We start from the raw sequence: 20,880 nt of genomic DNA on the forward strand, positions 1-20,880 counted from the left end.
TTCGCCCAGAATAAGAAAATGGCCCGGTTAAACAGGCCATTTCAAATAGTCAGTAATAGTTAATGCTGGATCATTTTATGCATCTCTTGGACAGATATAACCTGCTCTGTAGGATCAGCATTGAGAGAGATCGCGGTCGCAAAACCGCCATTGATAGTGGTATCATAATTTACTTTATATTGTAATGCACTACGACGAATCAGCTTCGAATCTTCTATTGCACGACGGCCCGCGGTAGTATTGACAATATAACTGTATTCACCATTTTTTATTCTATCCTGAATATGAGGCCGTCCCTCATGCACTTTATTAACTAAACGCGGGTTAATTCCGCCCTCACCCAGCACAATTGCGGTACCATGAGTTGCATCTAACTCAAAACCATGCGCAATTAATTTAGCCGCTAAATCAACAACCTTGGCTTTATCATTCTCTCTTACTGAAAGTAATGCGCGGCCAGATTTTTTCATAGTAGAAGAACAACCAAACATAGCTTTAGCAAATGCTTCGGCAAAAGTGCGACCAATACCCATGACTTCACCGGTGGAACGCATTTCTGGCCCTAAGATAGGATCAACACCAGGGAATTTATTAAATGGTAATACGACTTCTTTTACCGAATAATAAGGTGGGATAATTTCTTTCGTTACACCCTGTTTAGCTAAGGATTGCCCGACCATGACACGAGCGGCTACTTTTGCCAGTGGTATTCCTGTTGCTTTTGATACAAAAGGCACTGTACGCGCAGCACGGGGATTCACCTCGATTAAATAGACGTCATTATCTTTAACCGCAAATTGAACATTCACTAATCCTCGAACGCGTAGTTCAAAGGCCAGCTCTTTTACCTGTTCACGCATGACATTTTGTATATTCTGACTCAAGGTATAAGGTGGCAAGGAACAGGCTGAATCACCAGAGTGAACGCCCGCCTGTTCAATATGCTCCATAATACCACCAATTAATACGGTTTCCCCATCACAAATGGCATCTACATCAACCTCAATAGCATCATCCAGGAAATGATCGAGCAATACTGGTGCATCATTGGAAACACTTACCGCGGTCTGAAAGTACCGACGTAAATCAGTTTCATCATAAACAATTTCCATTGCTCGCCCGCCTAAAACATAGGAAGGACGTACAACTAATGGATAACCAATACTGTGAGCCTTTTCTATAGCCTGTTCAATTGTTGTAACCGTGGCGTTTTCTGGTTGCTTAAGTCCTAAACGGGCCACTGCTTGTTGAAAACGTTCTCGATCTTCAGCGCGATCAATCGCATCCGGGCTAGTGCCAATAATTGGAACCCCCGCTTCTTCTAAGGCAAGCGCCAATTTTAAAGGTGTCTGGCCACCATACTGCACAATTACACCTTCAGGTTGTTCGACCCTGACTATTTCTAATACATCTTCTAAAGTTACTGGTTCAAAATAAAGACGATCAGATGTATCATAATCAGTAGAAACCGTTTCAGGATTACAGTTTACCATTATTGTCTGATAGCCATCTTCACGTAACGCCAACGCAGCATGAACACAGCAATAATCAAACTCTATTCCTTGACCAATACGGTTTGGTCCACCACCGAGTACCATAATCTTAGATTTGCTATTGTCGGGGTTGGCTTCACATTCATCTTCATAAGTGGAATAGAGATAAGCGGTATCTGTAGCAAACTCTGCTGCACAAGTATCAACTCGCTTAAAAACAGGATGCAGTTTATAATTTTGGCGTAATTTACGGATTTCAGCTTCAGAAACACCGACTAATTTAGCCAAACGAATATCAGCAAACCCTTTTCGCTTCAATAGCCGCAAGAATTCTGCTGATAAGCCATTAATGCCAAACTCAGTAACTTTCTCTTCTAAACGAACAAGCTCTTCAATTTGTACCAAGAACCAACGATCAATATTGGTTAGATTAAATACACCATCCACAGACATACCTGCGCGGAAAGCATCGGCTATATACCAGATACGTTCAGCACCAGCATCTTTCAATTCACGGCGAATTTTTGTTAACGAGTCGAATTCATCCAAATCTACTTTAGGATCAAAACCCGTTGCGGCAACTTCTAATCCACGCAATGCTTTTTGCATTGATTCTTGAAAAGTTCGCCCAATAGCCATTACTTCACCAACAGATTTCATCTGTGTTGTCAGACGATCATTACTACCCGGAAATTTTTCAAAGTTAAAGCGTGGGATCTTAGTCACGACATAATCAATAGAAGGTTCAAAAGAAGCAGGTGTCCGTCCTCTGGTAATATCATTCATTAATTCATCAAGTGTATAACCTACGGCAAGTTTTGCTGCAACCTTAGCAATAGGAAAACCAGTTGCTTTAGATGCCAAGGCCGAAGAACGTGATACTCGTGGATTCATTTCAATAACAATTAAGCGGCCAGTTTTAGGATTAACGGCAAATTGAACATTTGAACCACCAGTTTCTACACCAATTTCTCGCAACACTGCCATCGATGCATTGCGCATGATTTGATATTCTTTATCAGTTAATGTTTGAGCGGGTGCGACAGTGATAGAATCTCCCGTATGGATCCCCATTGCATCGACATTTTCAATAGAACAGATAATGATGCAATTATCATTTTTGTCACGCACCACTTCCATTTCATACTCTTTCCAACCAATCAGCGATTCATCTATCAATAATTCGTTGGTCGGTGAAAGATCTAAACCTGTCAGACAAATATCTTCAAACTCTTCACGGTTGTATGCAATACCACCACCCGAACCGCCCATGGTAAATGAAGGGCGAATAATACATGGGAAACCTACTTTTGCTACTACGTCTAACGCTTCTTCCAGGGAATGAGCAATTCCTGAACGTGCTGTTTCAAGGCCGATTTTCTTCATTGCTTTATCAAATCGCTGACGATCTTCTGCCTTATCAATTGCATCAGCCGTTGCGCCAATCATGGTAACAGCAAATTCTTTTAATACGCCTTTACGCTCTAATTCTAAAGCACAGTTTAAAGCAGTTTGCCCTCCCATCGTAGGCAAAATCGCATCAGGACGTTCTTTTTCAATAATTTTGCGTACCACTTCCCACTGAATTGGCTCAATATAAGTCGCATCAGCTAGATCCGGATCCGTCATGATTGTCGCCGGATTGGAATTAACTAAAATAACTCGATAACCCTCTTCTCGTAGTGCTTTACACGCTTGTGCACCTGAATAATCAAATTCACAAGCTTGGCCAATAACAATTGGACCTGCACCTAAAATCAGGATGCTTTTGATATCTGTCCGCTTCGCCATTTTTCGCTCCTGATCAATCAACTTGAGTATCTAAATTTGTTTGACGATATTTTTTAATCAATTCAATAAAATAATCAAATAGGGGTTCTGCATCTTTAGGGCCTGGACTTGCTTCGGGATGCCCTTGAAATCCAAATACAGGCTTCTCGGTATGATGTATGCCTTGTAAACTTCCATCAAACAGTGATTTATGGGTCACGCGCAATTTGTCAGATAAGGTTGCTTCATCGACTGCAAAACCGTGATTTTGTGCAGTGATCATAACGCGATTATTAACTAAATCTTTTACTGGATGGTTACCACCATGGTGGCCAAATTTCATTTTAACAGTATCAGCCCCACTGGCTAATGCCAGTAATTGATGACCTAAGCAAATACCAAAAATAGGTATTTCTGTTGTTAAAAACTGTTTAATTGCTTTAATTGCATAATCACAGGCTGCTGGATCACCCGGACCATTAGAAAGAAAAATGCCATCAGGTGCCATTTTTAATACTTCATCAGCCGCTGTTGTTGCTGGCACAACCGTCAAATAGCAGCCACGATCAACGAGTAAACGTAAAATATTTCGTTTAACACCAAAATCATAAGCAACGACATGATAAGGCAGTTGCTCGCGTGCCTTAGTAGCCGATAATCCATCGGCACCAAGATGCCAACTCTGTTGCTGCCAAGTATAAATGTCTTTAGTAGTAACTTCTTTAGCTAAATCCAGCCCTTTTATTCCACCAAATAATTTAATTTTTTCTAATGCTAAATCGATATCTAAATTTTCACCAGTAATAATGCAACCATTTTGCGCGCCTTTTTCCCTTAATAGCCGCGTAAGCTTACGGGTATCAATATCAGCAATGGCGACTGTTTTATGGCGTTTTAAATAATCAGATAAACTTTCTTTTCCACGAAAGTTACTATAAATTAACGGTAAATCACGTATAACAAGCCCTTGAGCATGAATGATTGCGGACTCTTCATCATCTGGGTTAATTCCTGTGTTTCCAATATGGGGATAAGTGAGTATAACAATTTGGCGGGAGTAGGAAGGATCAGTGAGGATTTCTTGATATCCAATTATTGATGTATTAAAAACTACTTCTCCAACAACAATTCCTTCAGCCCCAATGGAATGACCATGAAACTGGGTTCCGTCTTCCAGAACCAATATAGCTGGCTTAATCAAAATACCCTCCGGGAGAATAAAAAAACATTTATTGAGCATATTTATTCATGCGTAAACCAATAAATTCGTGCCAAAATGGAATTTAAGCAAATTTTTGGCAAATTGCGCGCATTCTAATGATGAGAAGAGTGATTGTCTAGTAAAAAATAATTTTTTATTACTTTTTTAGTTAATTTATAATGAAAAATCAATGTAACTAGTAAAATGATAAATTATCTTAGCAAAATAATCGATTGCATAGCATGATAATTGTAAAAGTATGGTTTAGATAAATTTCATTATAGTAAATGTGCAAAAAATCATCTTAAGTCAATAAAATTTTTATTTTAAATAATAGAAATAAAAGTTATAAAATAAAAAACTTAATAACCGCCAAAAAAATCATGATCTTAAAATTAACCTTTATTAATCAAATAAATAGATATATAAAAAATTAAATATTTTCTAAATTTAATACATCTTTCATGCTATATAAACCATTTTTTTTCCCTTTTAACCACAAACAGGCCTTCACAGCCCCATTTGCAAACGTCATCCGACTTGATGCTTTATGAGTTATCTCTATTCTTTCACCTATATCAGCAAAAATCGCCGTATGCTCGCCAACAATATCGCCAGCTCTAATCGTTGCAAAGCCAATGCTGTTATTTTTCCTTTCACCAGTAATACCTTGGCGACCATACACTGCACAATCTTTTAAATCACGGCCAATTGACTTGGCAATAACATCGCCCATTGCTAAGGCTGTTCCTGAGGGCGCATCGACTTTATGCCTGTGATGAGCTTCAATAATTTCAATATCACTATATTCGCCCATCACTTTTGCGGCTTTTTCTAATAACTTCAACATCAAATTAACGCCAACACTAAAATTGGCTGCTAATACAATAGGGATCGTTTTCGCCACTTCTTCAATCGACTTCTGTTCAGTTTCATTAAAACCTGTAGTGCCAATAATCATCGCTTTGGCATATTTTTTACAAACTGACAGGTAATTTTGCGTACCTTCGGGACGGGTAAAATCGATCAAAATATCAAATTTATCTAAAACATTAATTAGATCATCACTAATTATAACATTTAAACCGCCAATGCCGACTAATTCACCAGCATCAGTACCTACTATACTTGAACCTTTTCTTTCTAACACTGCCCCTAAAACAACGCCATTCTGTTGTGAAACTGCTTTAATTAGTTCACGTCCCATGCGGCCACCCGCACCAACGATGGCAACACGAATATCTGAATTAGTCATGTTTATCTCTCTTGATTAAAAGCAGATTAAGTATCCTGAGTTCGATAAGGTTAACAATCATCCTAGCTTAACGCATACAGCAACCGTCAGTGACAAAAAAAGCCATTAGAGTTGGCTTAATTAATAGATAAATGGCTGCACTAAAAAATTCATTTAATAAAATGCCCAAATCGCTATTATTATATTTGCTTGATTTCAACACGTAGCTCTTTTGGTACTTCAAAAACAATATTTTCTTCATGACCAGCAAGTTCGATCATTTCACTGGCACCTAAAACCATTAAGCGTTCAATAACCTGACGAACAAGAATATCTGGTGCAGATGCGCCAGCAGTAAGACCAATAATCTGCATATTTTCCAGCCAATGTTCTTGAATATCATCAGCAGAGTCAATCAGGTAGCCCGGCTTGCCTGCTCTTTGAGCCAATTCAGCAAGACGATTGGAATTAGAAGAATTTTTAGAGCCGACAACTAGTACAATATCAGCCTTATTAGCTAATTCACGCGCTGCTTCCTGACGATTAGTTGTCGCATAACAGATATCATCTTTGCGTGGCCCAATAATATTTGGAAAACGAGTATTTAGCGCGTCAATAACATGAGCAGTATCATCAACAGATAAGGTAGTCTGGGTCATAAAACAGAGGTTATTTTCATTTTTTACTTGTAATTTCCAGACATCCGCCGGTGATTCAACCAGATACATACCACCAACCGGATTATTATATTGTCCCATTGTGCCTTCTACTTCAGGATGCCCAACATGACCAATTAAAATCGCTTCTTTACCTTTACGACTGGCACGCGCAACTTCCATGTGCACTTTAGTCACCAATGGACAAGTTGCATCAAATAACATGGTCAGATGACGTTGCTTAGCTTCCTGTCGAATTGCTTGAGAGACACCATGAGCAGAAAAGATCAAAATAGCACCATCAGGGACTTCAGAGATTTGTTCAATAAAAATCGCACCACGTTGCCGTAAATTGTCAACCACATAACGGTTATGGACAACTTCATGACGAACATAAATCGGCGCACCATAAAGTGCCAGTGCTCTATCAACAATACTAATTGCTCGATCAACACCTGCACAGAAACCCCGAGGGTTAGCCAGCAATATTTGCATTTGATTCCTCCCATTTCGGGTCAATTTCCAACACTTCAATGTTAAAAATGATATTCTGAGCCGCTAACGGGTGATTAAAATCAACAATGATAGACTCTTCCGTCACTGCTGTTACGATCCCTGGCATTTCACTACCATTTATCGTGGTAAATAATATGATGGCACCGACTTCAGGTATACCGACCTGAATAAAATCTTTTGGCATAAAGTATTGGATCATATCTGGGTTTGGTTTACCAAAAACGTCCTCTCCGCCTAAAGTAAATGTCTTTTTTTCACCAACACTTAAACCAATTAATTGTTTTTCAAGTGCTCGCGATAGGCTTTTATCGCCAAGGCGAAAAAGTGCCGGTTTATCCTGATTATAGGTTGAATCAGCAATTGAACCATCCTCAAGTTTGATCGTGAAATGCAGCAACACGGCACTATTTGCTTGTACTAAGGTTAACATGACAATAAAAACCCACTGTTAAAAATAAATCAACCTGTTATCAACGTAAACGAACGATAATCTAAGACCCACTCGCTTTTTTATCTGTATTGATGAAACTGTCAAAAATGATGAGTGCCGCACCAAGACAAATCGCCATATCCGCAATGTTAAATGTTGGCCAATGCCAGTCACCAACATAAAAATCAATAAAGTCAACTACGAAGCCATGGACTAAGCGGTCGCACAAATTCCCTAGTGCTCCACCAATAACTAATGCATAAGCAATATTACTCAATTTTTTATTCACGCTTTGGCGATACATCATTACGATAAGCACCACACAAATGACAATCGCAACCAAGGCAAAGAACCAACGCTGCCATCCCCCTTTATCAGCTAGAAAACTAAATGCTGCACCAGAGTTTTGAGCATAAGCCAAATTGAAATAAGGCATTAATGGTATCGACTCATATAATTGAAAATTATTCAAAATGAGTTGCTTACTACCAAGATCAACAATTAATATCACAACCGTTAACCATAACCAGCGTAAGCCAGTAGAGCAAATAGGATTTTTCATTAGGCAAACTTACGTATTTCACCGTTACCGGCTACATTAGTAACACAGCGGCCGCATAATTCTGCATACTCCGCCTCCCGACCAATATCCGTTGCATAATGCCAACAACGAGGACATTTATCACCTTCCGCCTGCTGGAAAGCAATTTTCAATCCACTCAGTTCACTATTCTGTGCCTGAACTGGGGCTTGGCTAATATCAATTACTTTAGCCTGTGAAGTTAACAATACAAAACGTAACTCATCACCTAAACGATTAAGTATTTCAGCCAGTTCTGTATCAGCATATAAAATCACTGCAGCCTCCAACGAGCTACGGATAAGTTTGTCTGCACGCGCTTGTTCGAGAACTTTATTAACCTCACTACGGATAATTAATAACTCATTCCAAAATTCATCATTAAGCGTTTCATTAGCATCCAAGCCAAACAAGTCAGCATAATATTCATCAATAAAAACATATTTGCTCTGTCTAGCAGGCAATTGCTGCCAAATTTCATCGGCCGTGAAAGAAAGGATCGGCGCAATCCAGCGTACCAAGGCCTCTATGATATGAAATAAGGCTGTCTGACAACTACGACGTGCCAAGCTATCACTTTTTGCCGTATATTGACGATCTTTTATAATATCTAAATAGAAAGAACCCATTTCAACTGAACAAAACTGCATCAAACGCTGAACGACTGCATGAAAATCATAATTAGCATAATGCATAGCGATTTCCGCTTGAGCGGCTTTCGCCCGCCCTACAGCCCATCGATCTAATATCACCATATCTTCTGGTTTAACTTGATGTGAAGTAGGATCAAAACCGTTCAAATTGGCTAATAAAAAGCGTGCTGTATTACGAATACGCCGATAGCTGTCGGCAGAACGTTTTAAAATCTCATTTGAAACAGCAATCTCACTAGTATAATCGGTTGAAGCAACCCATAGCCGTAGAATATCAGCCCCTAAATCATTCATGACGTCTTGTGGGCTAATGGTATTACCCAAAGATTTTGACATTTTACGGCCTTGTCCATCAACCGTAAAACCGTGGGTTAATACTTCTCGATAAGGCGCTTTTCCTTTCATCGCAGTTGATAGCATTAGAGACGACATAAACCAACCACGATGTTGATCAGAGCCTTCCAAATATAAATCAGCAGAATGGCCTTTAAATTCAGGGCGAACATCTACAACCGCATAGTGTGTAGAACCAGAATCAAACCAGACATCAAGCGTATCCGGGACTTTAACATAATCAGCTGCATCACTTCCTAATAGGGCAACGGGGTCAAGATCCCACCACGCCTGGATACCTGCTTTTTCAACATGTTTAGCGACTTCTTCAATCAATTCTAACGTCCGTGGATGTAATTGTTCTGTCTGCTTATGCACAAATAATGCCATCGGCATACCCCAGGTGCGCTGACGAGAAATACACCAATCTGGACGATTTGCAACCATAGATTCAATCCGGCTTTGTCCCCAATCTGGGATCCATTTAACCCCGTTAATCTCTTTTAGCGATTGTTCACGTAAACCATTTTTTTCCATACTAACAAACCACTGAGGTGTAGCACGAAAAATAACCGGTGTCTTATGCCGCCAACAACAAGGATAACTATGCTGTAATATTTCTTTATGTAGCAATGCCCCTTTTGCCGCTAAAAGTTCGATAATTAATTCATTTGCTTTAAATACAAAAACACCGTCCAAACCAGGATAAGTATTAGGTAAATAACACCCATTTGGACCGACGGGATTTGCTATTTCAAGTTTATATTTCTGCCCAACAATATAATCATCCGGACCATGGCCTGGTGCCGTATGTACAATCCCGGTACCCGCGTCTAAAGTAACGTGATCACCTAAAATAACAGGCACATCGAAATTCATAAATGGGTGATGAAAGCGCAGTAATTCCAATTCAGAGCCATTACATTGTGCTAAAATTTGCCACTCTGTTGCTGCAATACGCTGCATTACTGTTTCAACCAGTGATTTTGCCAAAATTAAACATTCATTATTATTGACTTTCACTAATTGATATTCAAAATCAGCGTTAACCGCAATCGCACGGTTGGCGGGTAACGTCCAAGGTGTGGTCGTCCAGATCACGGCTGAAACCGGCAAAGCCGACGATTTTACGCCAAATTTACTATAAACAGCGTTAGCATCCACCGCGTTAAAGCGTACATCAATGGAAGGTGATGATTTATCATAATATTCAACTTCCGCTTCCGCTAAGGAAGAACCGCAAGCAGTACACCAATGAACCGGTTTAGCACCTTTCACTAAGTGGCCATTTTCAATCACTTTACCTAACGCACGAATAATATTGGCTTCAGTACTAAAATCCATGGTTAAATAAGGCTGTTCCCAATCACCAAGTACGCCCATTCTAATAAAATCAGCTTTCTGGCCCTCAATTTGTTCTTTGGCATATTTGCGACATTCTTCACGAAAAACAGCTGCAGAAACCTTGTCACCGGGTTTACCGATAATTTGTTCAACTTTATGTTCAATTGGCAAACCGTGGCAATCCCAACCAGGAATATATGGCGAATCAAATCCGGCCAGTCCTTTAGATTTAATGATAATATCTTTGAGAATTTTATTAACTGAGTGACCAATATGAAGACTACCGTTTGCATAAGGAGGACCATCATGCAATATAAACATCTGTTTGCCTGTTTTGGCCTGGCGAATAGCTTGGTACAAACCTTCTTTATACCAACGGGCTAACATTTGTGGTTCTCGTTTAGCGAGATCACCGCGCATAGGGAACCCTGTTTCCGGTAAATTCAGGGTATTTTTATAGTCACTCATCTAAATTCTCAGTTCCAATTTTCTGCTAAATATCTAAATTATGACGACTGGAAGAATTGTCTCGCAGCCATTATATCCTTACCGATTTGCTGTCTTAATTCATCAATAGAAGCAAATCGCTGCTCGTTACGCAATTTTTTACGCAATACAACATCAATATGACGTCCATATATATCCATATGCACATCTATTAAATGAACTTCAATTTGCTGATCAACCCCATTCACGGTTGGGCGTGTGCCAATATTTGCCACTGCCTGCAAAGGGTGATCGGTTAATCCATATACTTCTACCACATAAACGCCTTTAACAGGCATAACTAAACATTTAAATGGTATATTCGCGGTCGGGAAACCGATCGCACTACCAAGCTGGCGACCATGTACCACTCGACCACTCAATCGGTAGGGGTGTCCCATAAGATTCTCAGCAAGGGTAAGATTATCACTTAATAGTGCTTGCCTGACAGCCGTACTACTAACTCGCTGGCCGGCGTCACAAAAACTTTCAGTATTGGCCACTTCAAAACCATATTGTTCCCCTGCCTCACGAAGATATTTAAAATCACCCTGTCTATCTTTGCCAAAACGAAAATCATCACCTATCGCCAAAAATTTAACCCCCAATTTTTCCACCAGCAATTGTGAAACAAAAGCCTGCGGTGTCAATGAAGCAAATGTTGGATTAAATTTAACACACAGTAAATAATCAACGCCATATTCGGTAAAGTATTTTATCTTATCACGTAAACGCGTTAAACGTGCTGGCGCATTTGCGCCCAAAAAAAACTCCAATGGTTGAGGTTCAAAAATCATGACCATCGTTGGCAGCCCAAGACGCTGACTCTGTTGTTTTAAATGTTTCAATAATGCCTGATGCCCTCGATGAACAGCATCAAAATTGCCAATAGTCAACACACAACCATGATGATATGCGCGAATATTATGTATACCACGTACTAACTTCATAATCGGCTCAATATAATAAAAATTGCTGGATTATACCGCTTACTACCTTGAAGGTTAAGTCACCATTTGATTAATATTTATAACAAAGATAATAAATGGTTGTTTGTCAGTAAAAAAATACTTAATCTAACCACTTTCCTACAATTTCATCCGGTTTTTCACATTTAAAACTGTATTCTCAATCAGTAAACTGGTAAAATCCCGGGTCATCACAACAGATCGCATTGCTGTACACGATGCTTATTTACACAAATTCATTGACAAATGAAGGCTAAAAAGGCATATTCCTCGGCCTTTAGATTGTCCTCGATAGAATAAATATTTGGGAGTTGGACCTTGGCTAATATCAAATCAGCTAAGAAACGTGCCATACAATCAGAGAAACGTCGTCAGCATAATGCTAGCCGTCGTTCTATGGTGCGTACTTTTATCAAAAAAGTTTATGCCGCTATCGCTACTGGCGATAAAGAAGCAGCACAAAAAGCATTTAACGACATGCAACCTATTGTTGATCGCTATGCTAGCAAAGGCTTGATCCACAAAAATAAAGCTGCACGTCATAAAGCAAATTTAGTAGCGCAAATCAAATCAATGTAATTTATTTTGATTTTGCTAAAAAACCGGCTTCAGCCGGTTTTTTTATTATTATTAAAAATGGCTCTTATTGTTTATAAAAGCTTTGATCAAATAGACCAGAAAAATCCTTATTACAAACACGTTGCACTGCTGGATGCTGGATCATACGTTCAGCAAAAATAACATAATATTCTTCTTTTACTTTATCCATATGACCAATTTCAACTACTTCATTATCTAAAAAAATCTCACTAGCATAGAGTGATGGCGCAACAAATATTGCGTTATGATACATGCCAAATGCTTTCATCAATGCAGCATCATCAAACTCGCCCAGGATTTCTACCTGCAAATTATTATTTTGGATCCAAGAAAGCAGGTGACGACCTAACATAGAACGCCGACCTGGGATCAATAATCGCCGCTCTTCTAGACACAGTGGAAAAGGTTTCTCCGGTATTGGTTTGCGACAGAAAAAACTAACGCCACATTCTCCAAGCTTGACGGAAAATAACCCCTCTTGTTGGGACGAATCAACCGGGCAATCAGATAAGATCATGTCTAACTTATGTTGACTTAATTGCTCCAATAAAAGCTCGTGTGTCGATTCAAAACAGCGTAAATGGATCCGCTCATGCTCAACAATAGCTGTTTCAAGGACACGGCTTACCAGCCGTTTCGATAAAGCGTCAGCAACACCAACATCAAATAACAAATTTGTTTCACGACTATAATTAACAATATCTAGCATTTCCTGGCTTAGCGCAAACATTTTATCAGCATAACGAAAAACTAGTTGCCCTAGTTCTGAAGGAACCAGCCCTCTGCCTTGCCTTTTAAATAATTTACCATTCAAACGTTCTTCTAATGCCTTAATCTGACCCGTTATTGTCTGAGGCGTTAAATAAAGTTCTTCAGCGGCGCCAACAACCGATCCCTCTTTACAAACATGCCAGAAGTAATAGAGATGATTAAAATTGAGATGCGACACTCTCATATCGATTCCTTTTTGTACCACCGATAACTGTTTATATTCGTTATTTTCTGAACATTAGAAGATAAACGATTCATTTCATTTTACCTAAATAAGATACTCTCGCTACAAAAATAAAATATTGTATTGGGAACACAAAAATACTATTTATTTCACGCAAATATAACTTAAAATTAACGTTATCCTGCATTATTAGCGGCTTTAGTGCTAATTGGCTTTTTAGGTAATACACTATTCAATAATAATAATCCTAAGATAGCCGCTAGCGTCGAACCGATTAGGATCCCCAACCGTGCATAAGTACTAAAATTACCTAAACCTTCAAATGCTAAACTGGCAATAAAAATTGACATGGTAAAGCCAATACCACAGAGTACTGAAACAGCAAATATCTGCTTAAGGTTAATTTTGGCGGGTAATTTTGCAACGCCTAATTTTAACGCTAGCCAACTAAACAGAAAAATACCTGTTGGTTTACCAATTAATAAACCTAACGCGACACCGATCGGTAAAGCACTGGCAAGATTAGTTAGGGTAACACCATCAAGTTGTATGCCTGCATTAGCAAAGGCAAATAATGGCAAAATTAAATAAGCAACCCAAGGATGTAAAAGATGTTCTAACTGTTCAGAGGGTGAATTATTTTGTCCCCCTTTAAGCGGTATCAAAAAGCCCACAATGACACCAGCTAACGTTGCATGGATACCTGATTTTAAAATACAAACCCATAAGATGACACCAACAACCAAATAAGCAGAAGTATTTTCAACTTTACGCCAATTCATCCATATTAATACCAATAGAGAAAGCATAGCTAACCCTAAGGCCATGATAGAAACAGATTTAGTATAAAAGAGAGCAATAATGATAATTACGCCAAGATCATCAATAATCGCCAACGCCAGTAGAAATACTTTTAACTCTGTTGGTACACGTTTACCTAATAGTGCCATGATACCCAATGCAAATGCAATATCTGTCGCCGCTGGGATCGCCCAACCCTGCCGGGCAATTTCATCATTCAAATTAAAAAATAGATATACCAAAGCGGGTAATAACATACCGCCTACCGCAGCAACAGCGGGAAATATTGCTTTATCACGACCAGCTAACGAGCCTTCTATCAGTTCTCGTTTAACTTCCAGGCCAACCACCAAAAAGAAAATGGCCATTAAACCATCGTTGATCCACAATAAAAAAGGTTTATCAATATCTAATACGCTGATTTTAACCGCAATGGGAATATTAAGAAATTGCTGGTAAATACCTTGCAATGGGGTATTAGCCATAATCAAAGCTAAGATGGCAGCAATAATTAACAGCACCCCACTTGCTGCTTCTAATTTTAAAAACTGTCGTATAATTGCCGTCATTACTATAACCTCAGTGTTAATTAGCTTAATTAATTTTACGCTAATCCATACAATTCGGAAAACCATTTTTTTTAACGTAAATAATTCGTTTATACCGAGCAGTTACTAACTATTTTGACGCTATTTAGCCGATTAGCTGTTTAAAATTAGGCTAGCATTGAAAAACAATTAGTTAATCTTGGTACTAAAAAAAGTAGGTAATAAAAATCCGATAAGTTTAGTTTTGATAAAACTCCATGATGTTGCAAATAATTGGCTGGTTTTTTGGCTTAATTTTTGCCAAAAAGTTGGCTTGCTCTCTTGCTGCGATTTAGCTTGAATTCGTTTCTCAGCTCCTTGGCTTTCTTTAACCTGTACACCGATTTTACCAAAAAGAACGGCTTCATCTTTTTCTATTACACTTTTTTTCTCAACGCTGCTTGAAGATGGCGCTAATTCTGATTTTTCTTCCACTAATTCAGTCATTTTTTCAGTTAAGATTGATTCTTTTAATTTCATCTTATTCTCATTAGCTTGCTCATTTCTATAACTTATATCTATAAAGTTATCAAAACATTGCATGATTTCTTTAATTCTTTTATCTTCATTTTTGATATCACAAATTTTATTTGAACATTCATTCACATAATTAAAATCCTGATCATTCTCATTCTCAATTAAAAATCTTAATCCAATTGTATCTATAATATTTCCACCTATTTGTCTTCGTATATTATCTAACTTATCTGAATTTTTTATCTCTTTAATACACTCAAAAAGACAAAAACCAAATTTTTGCAGGTTAGCTTTATTTATTTCCAGTAAACCATCATATTTACGATCTAAAAGTACCTCCAATCCTTCAGCAGAAAGAGAACAGTACTGTTTAGCTGATAATTCAAATGTCTTACTAATTTTAATACTATTTTTACTGTTATTTGCTATAGCTTTTAAACAGTCAATCAATTCTTTTTTAAAATTTTGCTGGCAATTGTGTTCAGTTATAACGGGCTTATTAAAAGAAAATGAATTTTTTATTCTTATCACTAATGATTCTGACATAATTATTTCCCATCCAATAAATTAATTAAAAATAAAACTAAATTGTATAGCAAGTTTTGTTAAGCTCACGTTTAACTTATTGGAATTAATCTTAATTTATTTTTATATAGAAATTTAAGCAGGAAACTTGCATAAAACAGGCAAAATTAATCTTGAAAATTAAAATTTTTAAATATAATTTGCATAAATTGAACGAATTAAATAACTTACATTAATTAAATAACCACAATTAACCTGCAATTTTATAACTACCTCCTCTATTCCGTAAATCAAATTGAATGTTCTTATTTTTAATCAATAAAAAAAGCACCGATCACTGACTATCGATGCTCTATCTATTTAGCTAAATATCGTTACTTGGTCAGATCATCAAAAAACTTTTTCACACTATCTAAGAAACTCTTTGAACGAGGGCTGTTCCTGCCATCACTTTCGCCATTCAAGGATTCACCAAATTCCTTCAACAATGCTTTTTGTTTTTCATTTAGTTTAACCGGCGTTTCCACCAGGATACGGCACATTAAATCTCCCGTCATACCACCACGAACAGGCTTCACACCTTTTCCTTTCATGCGGAAAATTTTTCCTGTTTGTGTTTCAGCTGGAATTTTGAGACTTACCCGACCATCAAGTGTCGGTACATCAATTTCACCACCTAGAGCCGCAATCGCAAAATTAATGGGTACTTCGCAATATAAGTTATTGCCATCGCGCTCAAAAATAGCATGTCTTGCGACATTGACCTGAACATATAGATCACCGGCTGGCACGCCGTTTTCTCCGGCCTCACCTTCACCATTTAAGCGAATACGATCGCCTGTATTAACCCCTGGTGGAATTTTTACTGATAAAGTTTTGTATTTCTCTACTCGGCCATGACCATGACATTTAATACAAGGTTCTTTGATGATTTGACCACGACCATGGCAAGTTGGACAAGTTTGTTGAACTGCAAAAAATCCTTGCCGGATTTGTACCTGACCTGCCCCATGACAAGTTGAGCAAGTTTCTGGCTTAGTGCCTGGTTTAGCGCCACTGCCGTTACAAACATCACATTTTTCTAAAGTCGGGATACGGATCTCTTTGCTGACCCCGCGAACTGCTTCCTCTAAGGTTAAGGTAATTTCGTACTGGAGATCAGCCCCACGAGCCGATCGCTGACGCCTACCACCACCAAAAATATCACCAAATACATCACCAAAAATATCACTAAAATCAGCGCCCGAAGCAAAACCGCCGCTAAATCCACCGCCCATGCCGCCTTGTTCAAAAGCTGCATGTCCATATTGATCATAAGCAGCGCGTTTTTGCGCATCAGTTAAAATTTCATAAGCTTCTTTAATTTCTTTAAACTTACTTTCTGCTTCCTTGTCACCCTGATTGCGATCTGGATGATACTTCATTGCCAGACGTTTATACGCTTTTTTGATCTCTTTCTCGTCAGCGGTTTTAGTAACGCCTAAAACTTGATAATAATCTCTTTTTGCCATATTTATTCTACCCTTAACACACGGAAACGGGCGTAGAGTTCCCCCAACGCCCGTACTCGGTTTTCAGTAACAGAGGAAATGATCCTTAACACCATTACTGTGCCCGCTAAGGGCCACTATTTTTTATCTTTATCCTTGTCGTTGACTTCTTCAAATTCAGCATCAACAACATTATCATCCTGTTTAGGTTGGGCGCCTGCTCCAGCATCAGCGGTACCTGCTTGAGCCTGCTGTTGAGCTAACTCGAGTAGCTTGGCCGAAGCTTGAACTAAAGCTTGAATTTTCTCTTCAATGATGGCCTTATCTTCACCTTTCACCGCAGTTTCCAACTCAGAAATGGCTTTCTCTATGTTAGCTTTATCATCAGCAGGTAACTTATCAGCCGCTTCTTCAATTTGTTTACGCGTACCATGAATCAATTGATCAGCCTGATTACGTACCTGAACTAATTCTTCAAACTTACGATCTGATTCCGCATTTGCTTCTGCATCGCTTACCATTCTTTGGATTTCATCTTCCTTCAGACCAGAAGATGCCTTGATGGTAATCTTTTGCTCGCGGCCAGTATTCTTATCTTTAGCAGATACATGTAAGATACCATCAGCGTCAATATCAAAGGTAACTTCAATTTGTGGCATACCACGCGGTGCCGCTTGAATACCATCCAAATTGAACTGCCCTAATGATTTGTTATCACCTGAGCGTTTACGTTCACCTTGCAATACATGAATGGTTACTGCCGACTGGTTATCTTCTGCAGTTGAAAACACCTGACTATGTTTAGTCGGAATAGTAGTATTTTTGGCAATTAACGCTGTCATTACACCACCCATGGTTTCAATACCTAAAGATAGTGGAGTTACATCAAGTAACAAGACATCTTTCACATCACCAGCTAATACACCACCTTGCACCGCCGCACCCATAGCAACCGCTTCATCAGGGTTAACGTCTTTACGGGGTTCTTTACCGAAAAAGTCAGCAACCGCTTTTTGCACCATTGGCATGCGCGTCTGACCACCAACCAGAATGACGTCGTTTATGTCATTAACATTTAAGCCGGCATCTTGCAGTGCAACTTTCAGCGGCTCCATTGAGCGCTTAACCAAATCTTCCACCAGTGATTCAAGTTTCGCTCGAGTCACCTTAATATTCATATGCTTAGGACCACTTGCATCTGCAGTAATGTAAGGCAGATTGACATCAGTCTGCTGAGCAGAAGAGAGCTCAATTTTGGCTTTCTCTGCTGCTTCTTTTAAGCGTTGCATTGCTAGTGGATCATTGCGTAGATCAAAACCTTGTTCTTTCTTAAATTCATCGACCAAATAGTTGATCAGACGATTATCAAAGTCTTCACCACCTAAGTGAGTATCACCATTAGTGGCCAGCACTTCATAGGTTTTTTCACCATCAACTTCATCAATTTCAATAATTGAAATATCAAAAGTACCACCACCTAAGTCATATACCGCAATGGTACGGTTACCTACTTCACGATCTAAACCATAAGCAAGCGCCGCTGCTGTTGGTTCATTAATAATACGTTTTACATCTAAACCAGCAATGCGACCTGCATCTTTAGTTGCTTGACGCTGAGCATCATTAAAATAAGCTGGTACAGTAATAACAGCTTCAGTAACGGGTTCACCTAGATAATCTTCAGCCGTTTTTTTCATTTTTTTCAACACCTCAGCGGAAACCTGAGGAGGAGCCATTTTTTGCCCCTTAACATCCAACCAAGCATCACCATTATCTGCGGCAATGATTTTATAAGGCATAATAGAAATGTCACGTTGAACTTCTTCATCTTCAAAGCGACGTCCAATCAGACGCTTAATGGCAAAAAATGTATTTTGTGGGTTTGTCACAGCCTGACGTTTTGCCGGCTGCCCCACAAGAATTTCACCATCTTGAGTATATGCAACAATAGAAGGTGTGGTACGATCACCCTCACTGTTTTCCAATACCCGCGCATTTGTGCCATCCATAATAGCTACACAAGAGTTAGTTGTACCCAGGTCAATCCCGATAATTTTACCCATCTAAACAGCCTCCAAAGGGAATTCTTAACCAATCTAGTTACCAACCTATATGAGGCTCAATGAATTTTTTTCAAGGGATTTTTTCCCTGACCTCAAAAAAAATCTACCTAACGAGACACCTTGTGACAGGTTGATAGATTGACCATTGGTAACTACGCTATTCATTAAAGTGGGAACATAAAAATATTCATCAAGGGGAAAGTAAAAAAATATTTTTTAAATGAAAAATCATTTTAATCTTTGTTTTGAACCAAACACTACCTATTATACTTGCTTTATGTAAGCCCTGATAGCATATAAAAATTTATATCCTATTGAATATTATATATTTAATGACATTTAGAGGAATGTATGAGTTCAAATAATATTGCCAATCCAGGCCCATTAGGTTTGATGGGTTTTGGTATGACAACAATTTTATTAAATATTCACAATGCTGGATTTTTTCCATTAACATCAGTAATACTAAGTATGGGTATCTTCTATGGTGGTATTGCCCAGATTATTGCCGGTATTTTTGAATATAAAAAAGGAAATACTTTTGCCGCAACGGCATTCTCATCTTATGGCTTATTTTGGCTCAGCTTAGTTGGTTTATTAATGCTGCCTGAAATAGCGTCGGTGCAAGTAACATCCGCAGATTTTCTGGCAGTTTACTTGGCATTGTGGGGTATCTTTACCTTATTTATGTTTGTTGGCACGTTAAAGGCTAATCGCGCACTACAATTCGTTTTTGCTAGTCTGACCGTACTTTTTGCGCTGTTAGCAATCGGTAATATGTATGGAAATCAAACCATTCTGACTATTGCTGGTTACGAAGGTATCATTTGTGGCGCCAGCGCTTTTTACCTTGCTATGGCAGAAGTCATTAATGAACAATTTGGCCGTACAATATTACCTATTGGTAATAGGTCTTAAACAGCATCCTGCCACATTAATAAAGCAGTTTTATACTGCTTTATTAACACACCCTGCTCTATTCGCCACTATGACGACACTAGAGAATTTTTGGCTTTAAAATTGACGCTAATTGATGGCAGCGCAATTTAACAGCGGCTTTAATCATTACTAAAGTTATTTCCTAATGCCGAAAATAGCCAGATTAATCCATTTTATCGCATGGCTGATTTAGGTCTAAATGCTTTAATCACGTTGGGATTGGTTTCAACATAGGGACCCTCTAGTAATTGGATACAGTAAGGCACGCTAGCGAAAATTCCGGCAACAATTTCACGTCCATGTTCATCTTTTAAACCGGCTAATGTTTCTGTAATTGATTTTGGTTGTCCAGGTAAATTCAAAATCAATGTTTGCTTGCGGATCACGCCAACTTGGCGTGAGAGGATCGCCGTTGGCACAAAATGCAAACTAATTTGCCGCATTTGTTCACCAAAACCAGGCATTTGCCGATCAGCAATCGCCAGTGTCGCATCCGGTGTTACGTCACGTAGCGCTGGGCCAGTGCCACCGGTGGTTAAAATTAAATGACAAGCAAATTCATCAACCAGCTCACAGAGTGTAAGTTCAATAATTTTTTGTTCATCAGGGATCAAACGTGGCTCAACCGTAAAAGGGGTTTTTAGTGCCATTGAAAGCCAGTTTTTAAGTGCAGGGATCCCCTGATCTTGATAAATTTCATTGGCTGCCCGATCTGAAACAGAAACCAAACCTATGCGCAATTTATCCATGAGATCCTCAAATTCGATATTGAAAACAAG

At 38.7% G+C, this 20,880-nt stretch carries 16 protein-coding genes; 2 read left to right on the plus strand and 14 right to left on the minus strand.

The annotated features are described in order from the left end of the window. Positions 1 to 59: 59 nt before the first annotated feature. The 8 genes from carB to ribF form a co-directional block, all read right to left on the minus strand. Positions 60 to 3,284: a carbamoyl-phosphate synthase large subunit gene (gene carB / locus WH390_RS08405; protein WP_032115092.1), complete on the minus strand. Its 3,225-nt coding sequence runs from the start codon at positions 3,282 to 3,284 to the stop codon at positions 60 to 62. 13 nt (positions 3,285 to 3,297) lie between these two features. Then, on the minus strand, positions 3,298 to 4,464 hold the full coding sequence (gene carA, locus WH390_RS08410; protein ID WP_032115211.1) for a glutamine-hydrolyzing carbamoyl-phosphate synthase small subunit: 1,167 nt from the start codon (positions 4,462 to 4,464) through the stop codon (positions 3,298 to 3,300). A gap of 433 nt (positions 4,465 to 4,897) precedes the next feature. Beyond that, positions 4,898 to 5,719, minus strand: coding sequence for a 4-hydroxy-tetrahydrodipicolinate reductase (dapB, locus tag WH390_RS08415; protein WP_032115091.1), 822 nt, complete (start codon positions 5,717 to 5,719; stop codon positions 4,898 to 4,900). 179 nt (positions 5,720 to 5,898) lie between these two features. Continuing rightward, positions 5,899 to 6,849, minus strand: coding sequence for a 4-hydroxy-3-methylbut-2-enyl diphosphate reductase (gene ispH, locus WH390_RS08420; RefSeq protein WP_032115090.1), 951 nt, complete (start codon positions 6,847 to 6,849; stop codon positions 5,899 to 5,901). Continuing rightward, positions 6,830 to 7,300, minus strand: a complete 471-nt coding sequence (gene fkpB, locus WH390_RS08425) for an FKBP-type peptidyl-prolyl cis-trans isomerase (RefSeq protein WP_032115089.1) — start codon at positions 7,298 to 7,300, stop codon at positions 6,830 to 6,832. Before fkpB ends, ispH begins: the two co-directional genes overlap by 20 nt. A gap of 61 nt (positions 7,301 to 7,361) precedes the next feature. Next, positions 7,362 to 7,862, minus strand: coding sequence for a signal peptidase II (gene lspA, locus WH390_RS08430; RefSeq protein ID WP_032115088.1), 501 nt, complete (start codon positions 7,860 to 7,862; stop codon positions 7,362 to 7,364). After that, positions 7,862 to 10,678 carry an isoleucine--tRNA ligase gene (gene ileS, locus WH390_RS08435; RefSeq protein WP_032115087.1) on the minus strand — a complete coding sequence of 939 codons (2,817 nt, stop codon included), beginning with the start codon at positions 10,676 to 10,678 and terminating at the stop codon, positions 7,862 to 7,864. The genes lspA and ileS overlap by 1 nt, the downstream gene beginning before the upstream one ends. A gap of 38 nt (positions 10,679 to 10,716) precedes the next feature. After that, positions 10,717 to 11,646: a bifunctional riboflavin kinase/FAD synthetase gene (gene ribF, locus WH390_RS08440; RefSeq protein ID WP_032115086.1), complete on the minus strand. Its 930-nt coding sequence runs from the start codon at positions 11,644 to 11,646 to the stop codon at positions 10,717 to 10,719. A gap of 336 nt (positions 11,647 to 11,982) precedes the next feature. Between ribF and rpsT the strand changes: the two genes are divergently transcribed. Then, complete coding sequence (gene rpsT / locus WH390_RS08445) at positions 11,983 to 12,243, plus strand: 30S ribosomal protein S20 (protein ID WP_026821429.1); 261 nt, start codon at positions 11,983 to 11,985, stop codon at positions 12,241 to 12,243. Positions 12,244 to 12,307: 64 nt separating this feature from the next. Here the strand turns inward: rpsT and nhaR are convergent, their stop codons facing one another. The 5 genes from nhaR to dnaK all read right to left on the minus strand — a co-directional run bounded on the left by nhaR (position 12,308) and on the right by dnaK (position 19,162). Then, positions 12,308 to 13,219 (minus strand): transcriptional activator NhaR, encoded by a 912-nt coding sequence (gene nhaR, locus WH390_RS08450; RefSeq protein WP_032115085.1) that lies wholly within the window; start codon positions 13,217 to 13,219, stop codon positions 12,308 to 12,310. 176 nt (positions 13,220 to 13,395) lie between these two features. Beyond that, positions 13,396 to 14,589: a Na+/H+ antiporter NhaA gene (nhaA, locus tag WH390_RS08455; RefSeq protein WP_052044840.1), complete on the minus strand. Its 1,194-nt coding sequence runs from the start codon at positions 14,587 to 14,589 to the stop codon at positions 13,396 to 13,398. A 168-nt stretch (positions 14,590 to 14,757) separates the two neighbouring features. Next, on the minus strand, positions 14,758 to 15,630 hold the full coding sequence (locus WH390_RS08460) for a hypothetical protein (protein WP_032115084.1): 873 nt from the start codon (positions 15,628 to 15,630) through the stop codon (positions 14,758 to 14,760). A 353-nt stretch (positions 15,631 to 15,983) separates the two neighbouring features. Continuing rightward, positions 15,984 to 17,120, minus strand: a complete 1,137-nt coding sequence (dnaJ, locus tag WH390_RS08465) for a molecular chaperone DnaJ (protein WP_032115083.1) — start codon at positions 17,118 to 17,120, stop codon at positions 15,984 to 15,986. Positions 17,121 to 17,236: 116 nt separating this feature from the next. Then, on the minus strand, positions 17,237 to 19,162 hold the full coding sequence (gene dnaK, locus WH390_RS08470; protein WP_032115082.1) for a molecular chaperone DnaK: 1,926 nt from the start codon (positions 19,160 to 19,162) through the stop codon (positions 17,237 to 17,239). A gap of 351 nt (positions 19,163 to 19,513) precedes the next feature. Here dnaK and satP point away from each other — a divergent pair, with 351 nt between their 5' ends. After that, on the plus strand, positions 19,514 to 20,080 hold the full coding sequence (gene satP / locus WH390_RS08475) for an acetate uptake transporter (RefSeq protein WP_032115081.1): 567 nt from the start codon (positions 19,514 to 19,516) through the stop codon (positions 20,078 to 20,080). A gap of 194 nt (positions 20,081 to 20,274) precedes the next feature. Here satP and mog read toward each other — a convergent pair whose 3' ends face one another. Then, complete coding sequence (mog, locus tag WH390_RS08480; protein WP_032115080.1) at positions 20,275 to 20,850, minus strand: molybdopterin adenylyltransferase; 576 nt, start codon at positions 20,848 to 20,850, stop codon at positions 20,275 to 20,277. Between the last annotated feature and the right edge of the window lie 30 nt (positions 20,851 to 20,880).

It is taken from the genome of Candidatus Arsenophonus nilaparvatae, from assembly GCF_045346035.1.
In the GTDB taxonomy this organism is placed as follows: Bacteria; Pseudomonadota; Gammaproteobacteria; order Enterobacterales; family Enterobacteriaceae; genus Arsenophonus; species Arsenophonus nilaparvatae.

What these genes read in the sequence shown, in the direction of transcription:
- carB (WP_032115092.1), bottom strand. Translation starts at nt 3,284, where the DNA reads ATGGCGAAGCGGACAGATATCAAAAGCATCCTGATTTTAGGTGCAGGT.
- dapB (WP_032115091.1), bottom strand. Translation starts at nt 5,719, where the DNA reads ATGACTAATTCAGATATTCGTGTTGCCATCGTTGGTGCGGGTGGCCGC.
- ispH (WP_032115090.1), bottom strand. Translation starts at nt 6,849, where the DNA reads ATGCAAATATTGCTGGCTAACCCTCGGGGTTTCTGTGCAGGTGTTGAT.
- fkpB (WP_032115089.1), bottom strand. Translation starts at nt 7,300, where the DNA reads ATGTTAACCTTAGTACAAGCAAATAGTGCCGTGTTGCTGCATTTCACG.
- lspA (WP_032115088.1), bottom strand. Translation starts at nt 7,862, where the DNA reads ATGAAAAATCCTATTTGCTCTACTGGCTTACGCTGGTTATGGTTAACG.
- ileS (WP_032115087.1), bottom strand. Translation starts at nt 10,678, where the DNA reads ATGAGTGACTATAAAAATACCCTGAATTTACCGGAAACAGGGTTCCCT.
- ribF (WP_032115086.1), bottom strand. Translation starts at nt 11,646, where the DNA reads ATGAAGTTAGTACGTGGTATACATAATATTCGCGCATATCATCATGGT.
- nhaR (WP_032115085.1), bottom strand. Translation starts at nt 13,219, where the DNA reads ATGAGAGTGTCGCATCTCAATTTTAATCATCTCTATTACTTCTGGCAT.
- nhaA (WP_052044840.1), bottom strand. Translation starts at nt 14,589, where the DNA reads ATGACGGCAATTATACGACAGTTTTTAAAATTAGAAGCAGCAAGTGGG.
- WH390_RS08460 (WP_032115084.1), bottom strand. Translation starts at nt 15,630, where the DNA reads ATGTCAGAATCATTAGTGATAAGAATAAAAAATTCATTTTCTTTTAAT.
- dnaJ (WP_032115083.1), bottom strand. Translation starts at nt 17,120, where the DNA reads ATGGCAAAAAGAGATTATTATCAAGTTTTAGGCGTTACTAAAACCGCT.
- dnaK (WP_032115082.1), bottom strand. Translation starts at nt 19,162, where the DNA reads ATGGGTAAAATTATCGGGATTGACCTGGGTACAACTAACTCTTGTGTA.
- satP (WP_032115081.1), top strand. Translation starts at nt 19,514, where the DNA reads ATGAGTTCAAATAATATTGCCAATCCAGGCCCATTAGGTTTGATGGGT.
- mog (WP_032115080.1), bottom strand. Translation starts at nt 20,850, where the DNA reads ATGGATAAATTGCGCATAGGTTTGGTTTCTGTTTCAGATCGGGCAGCC.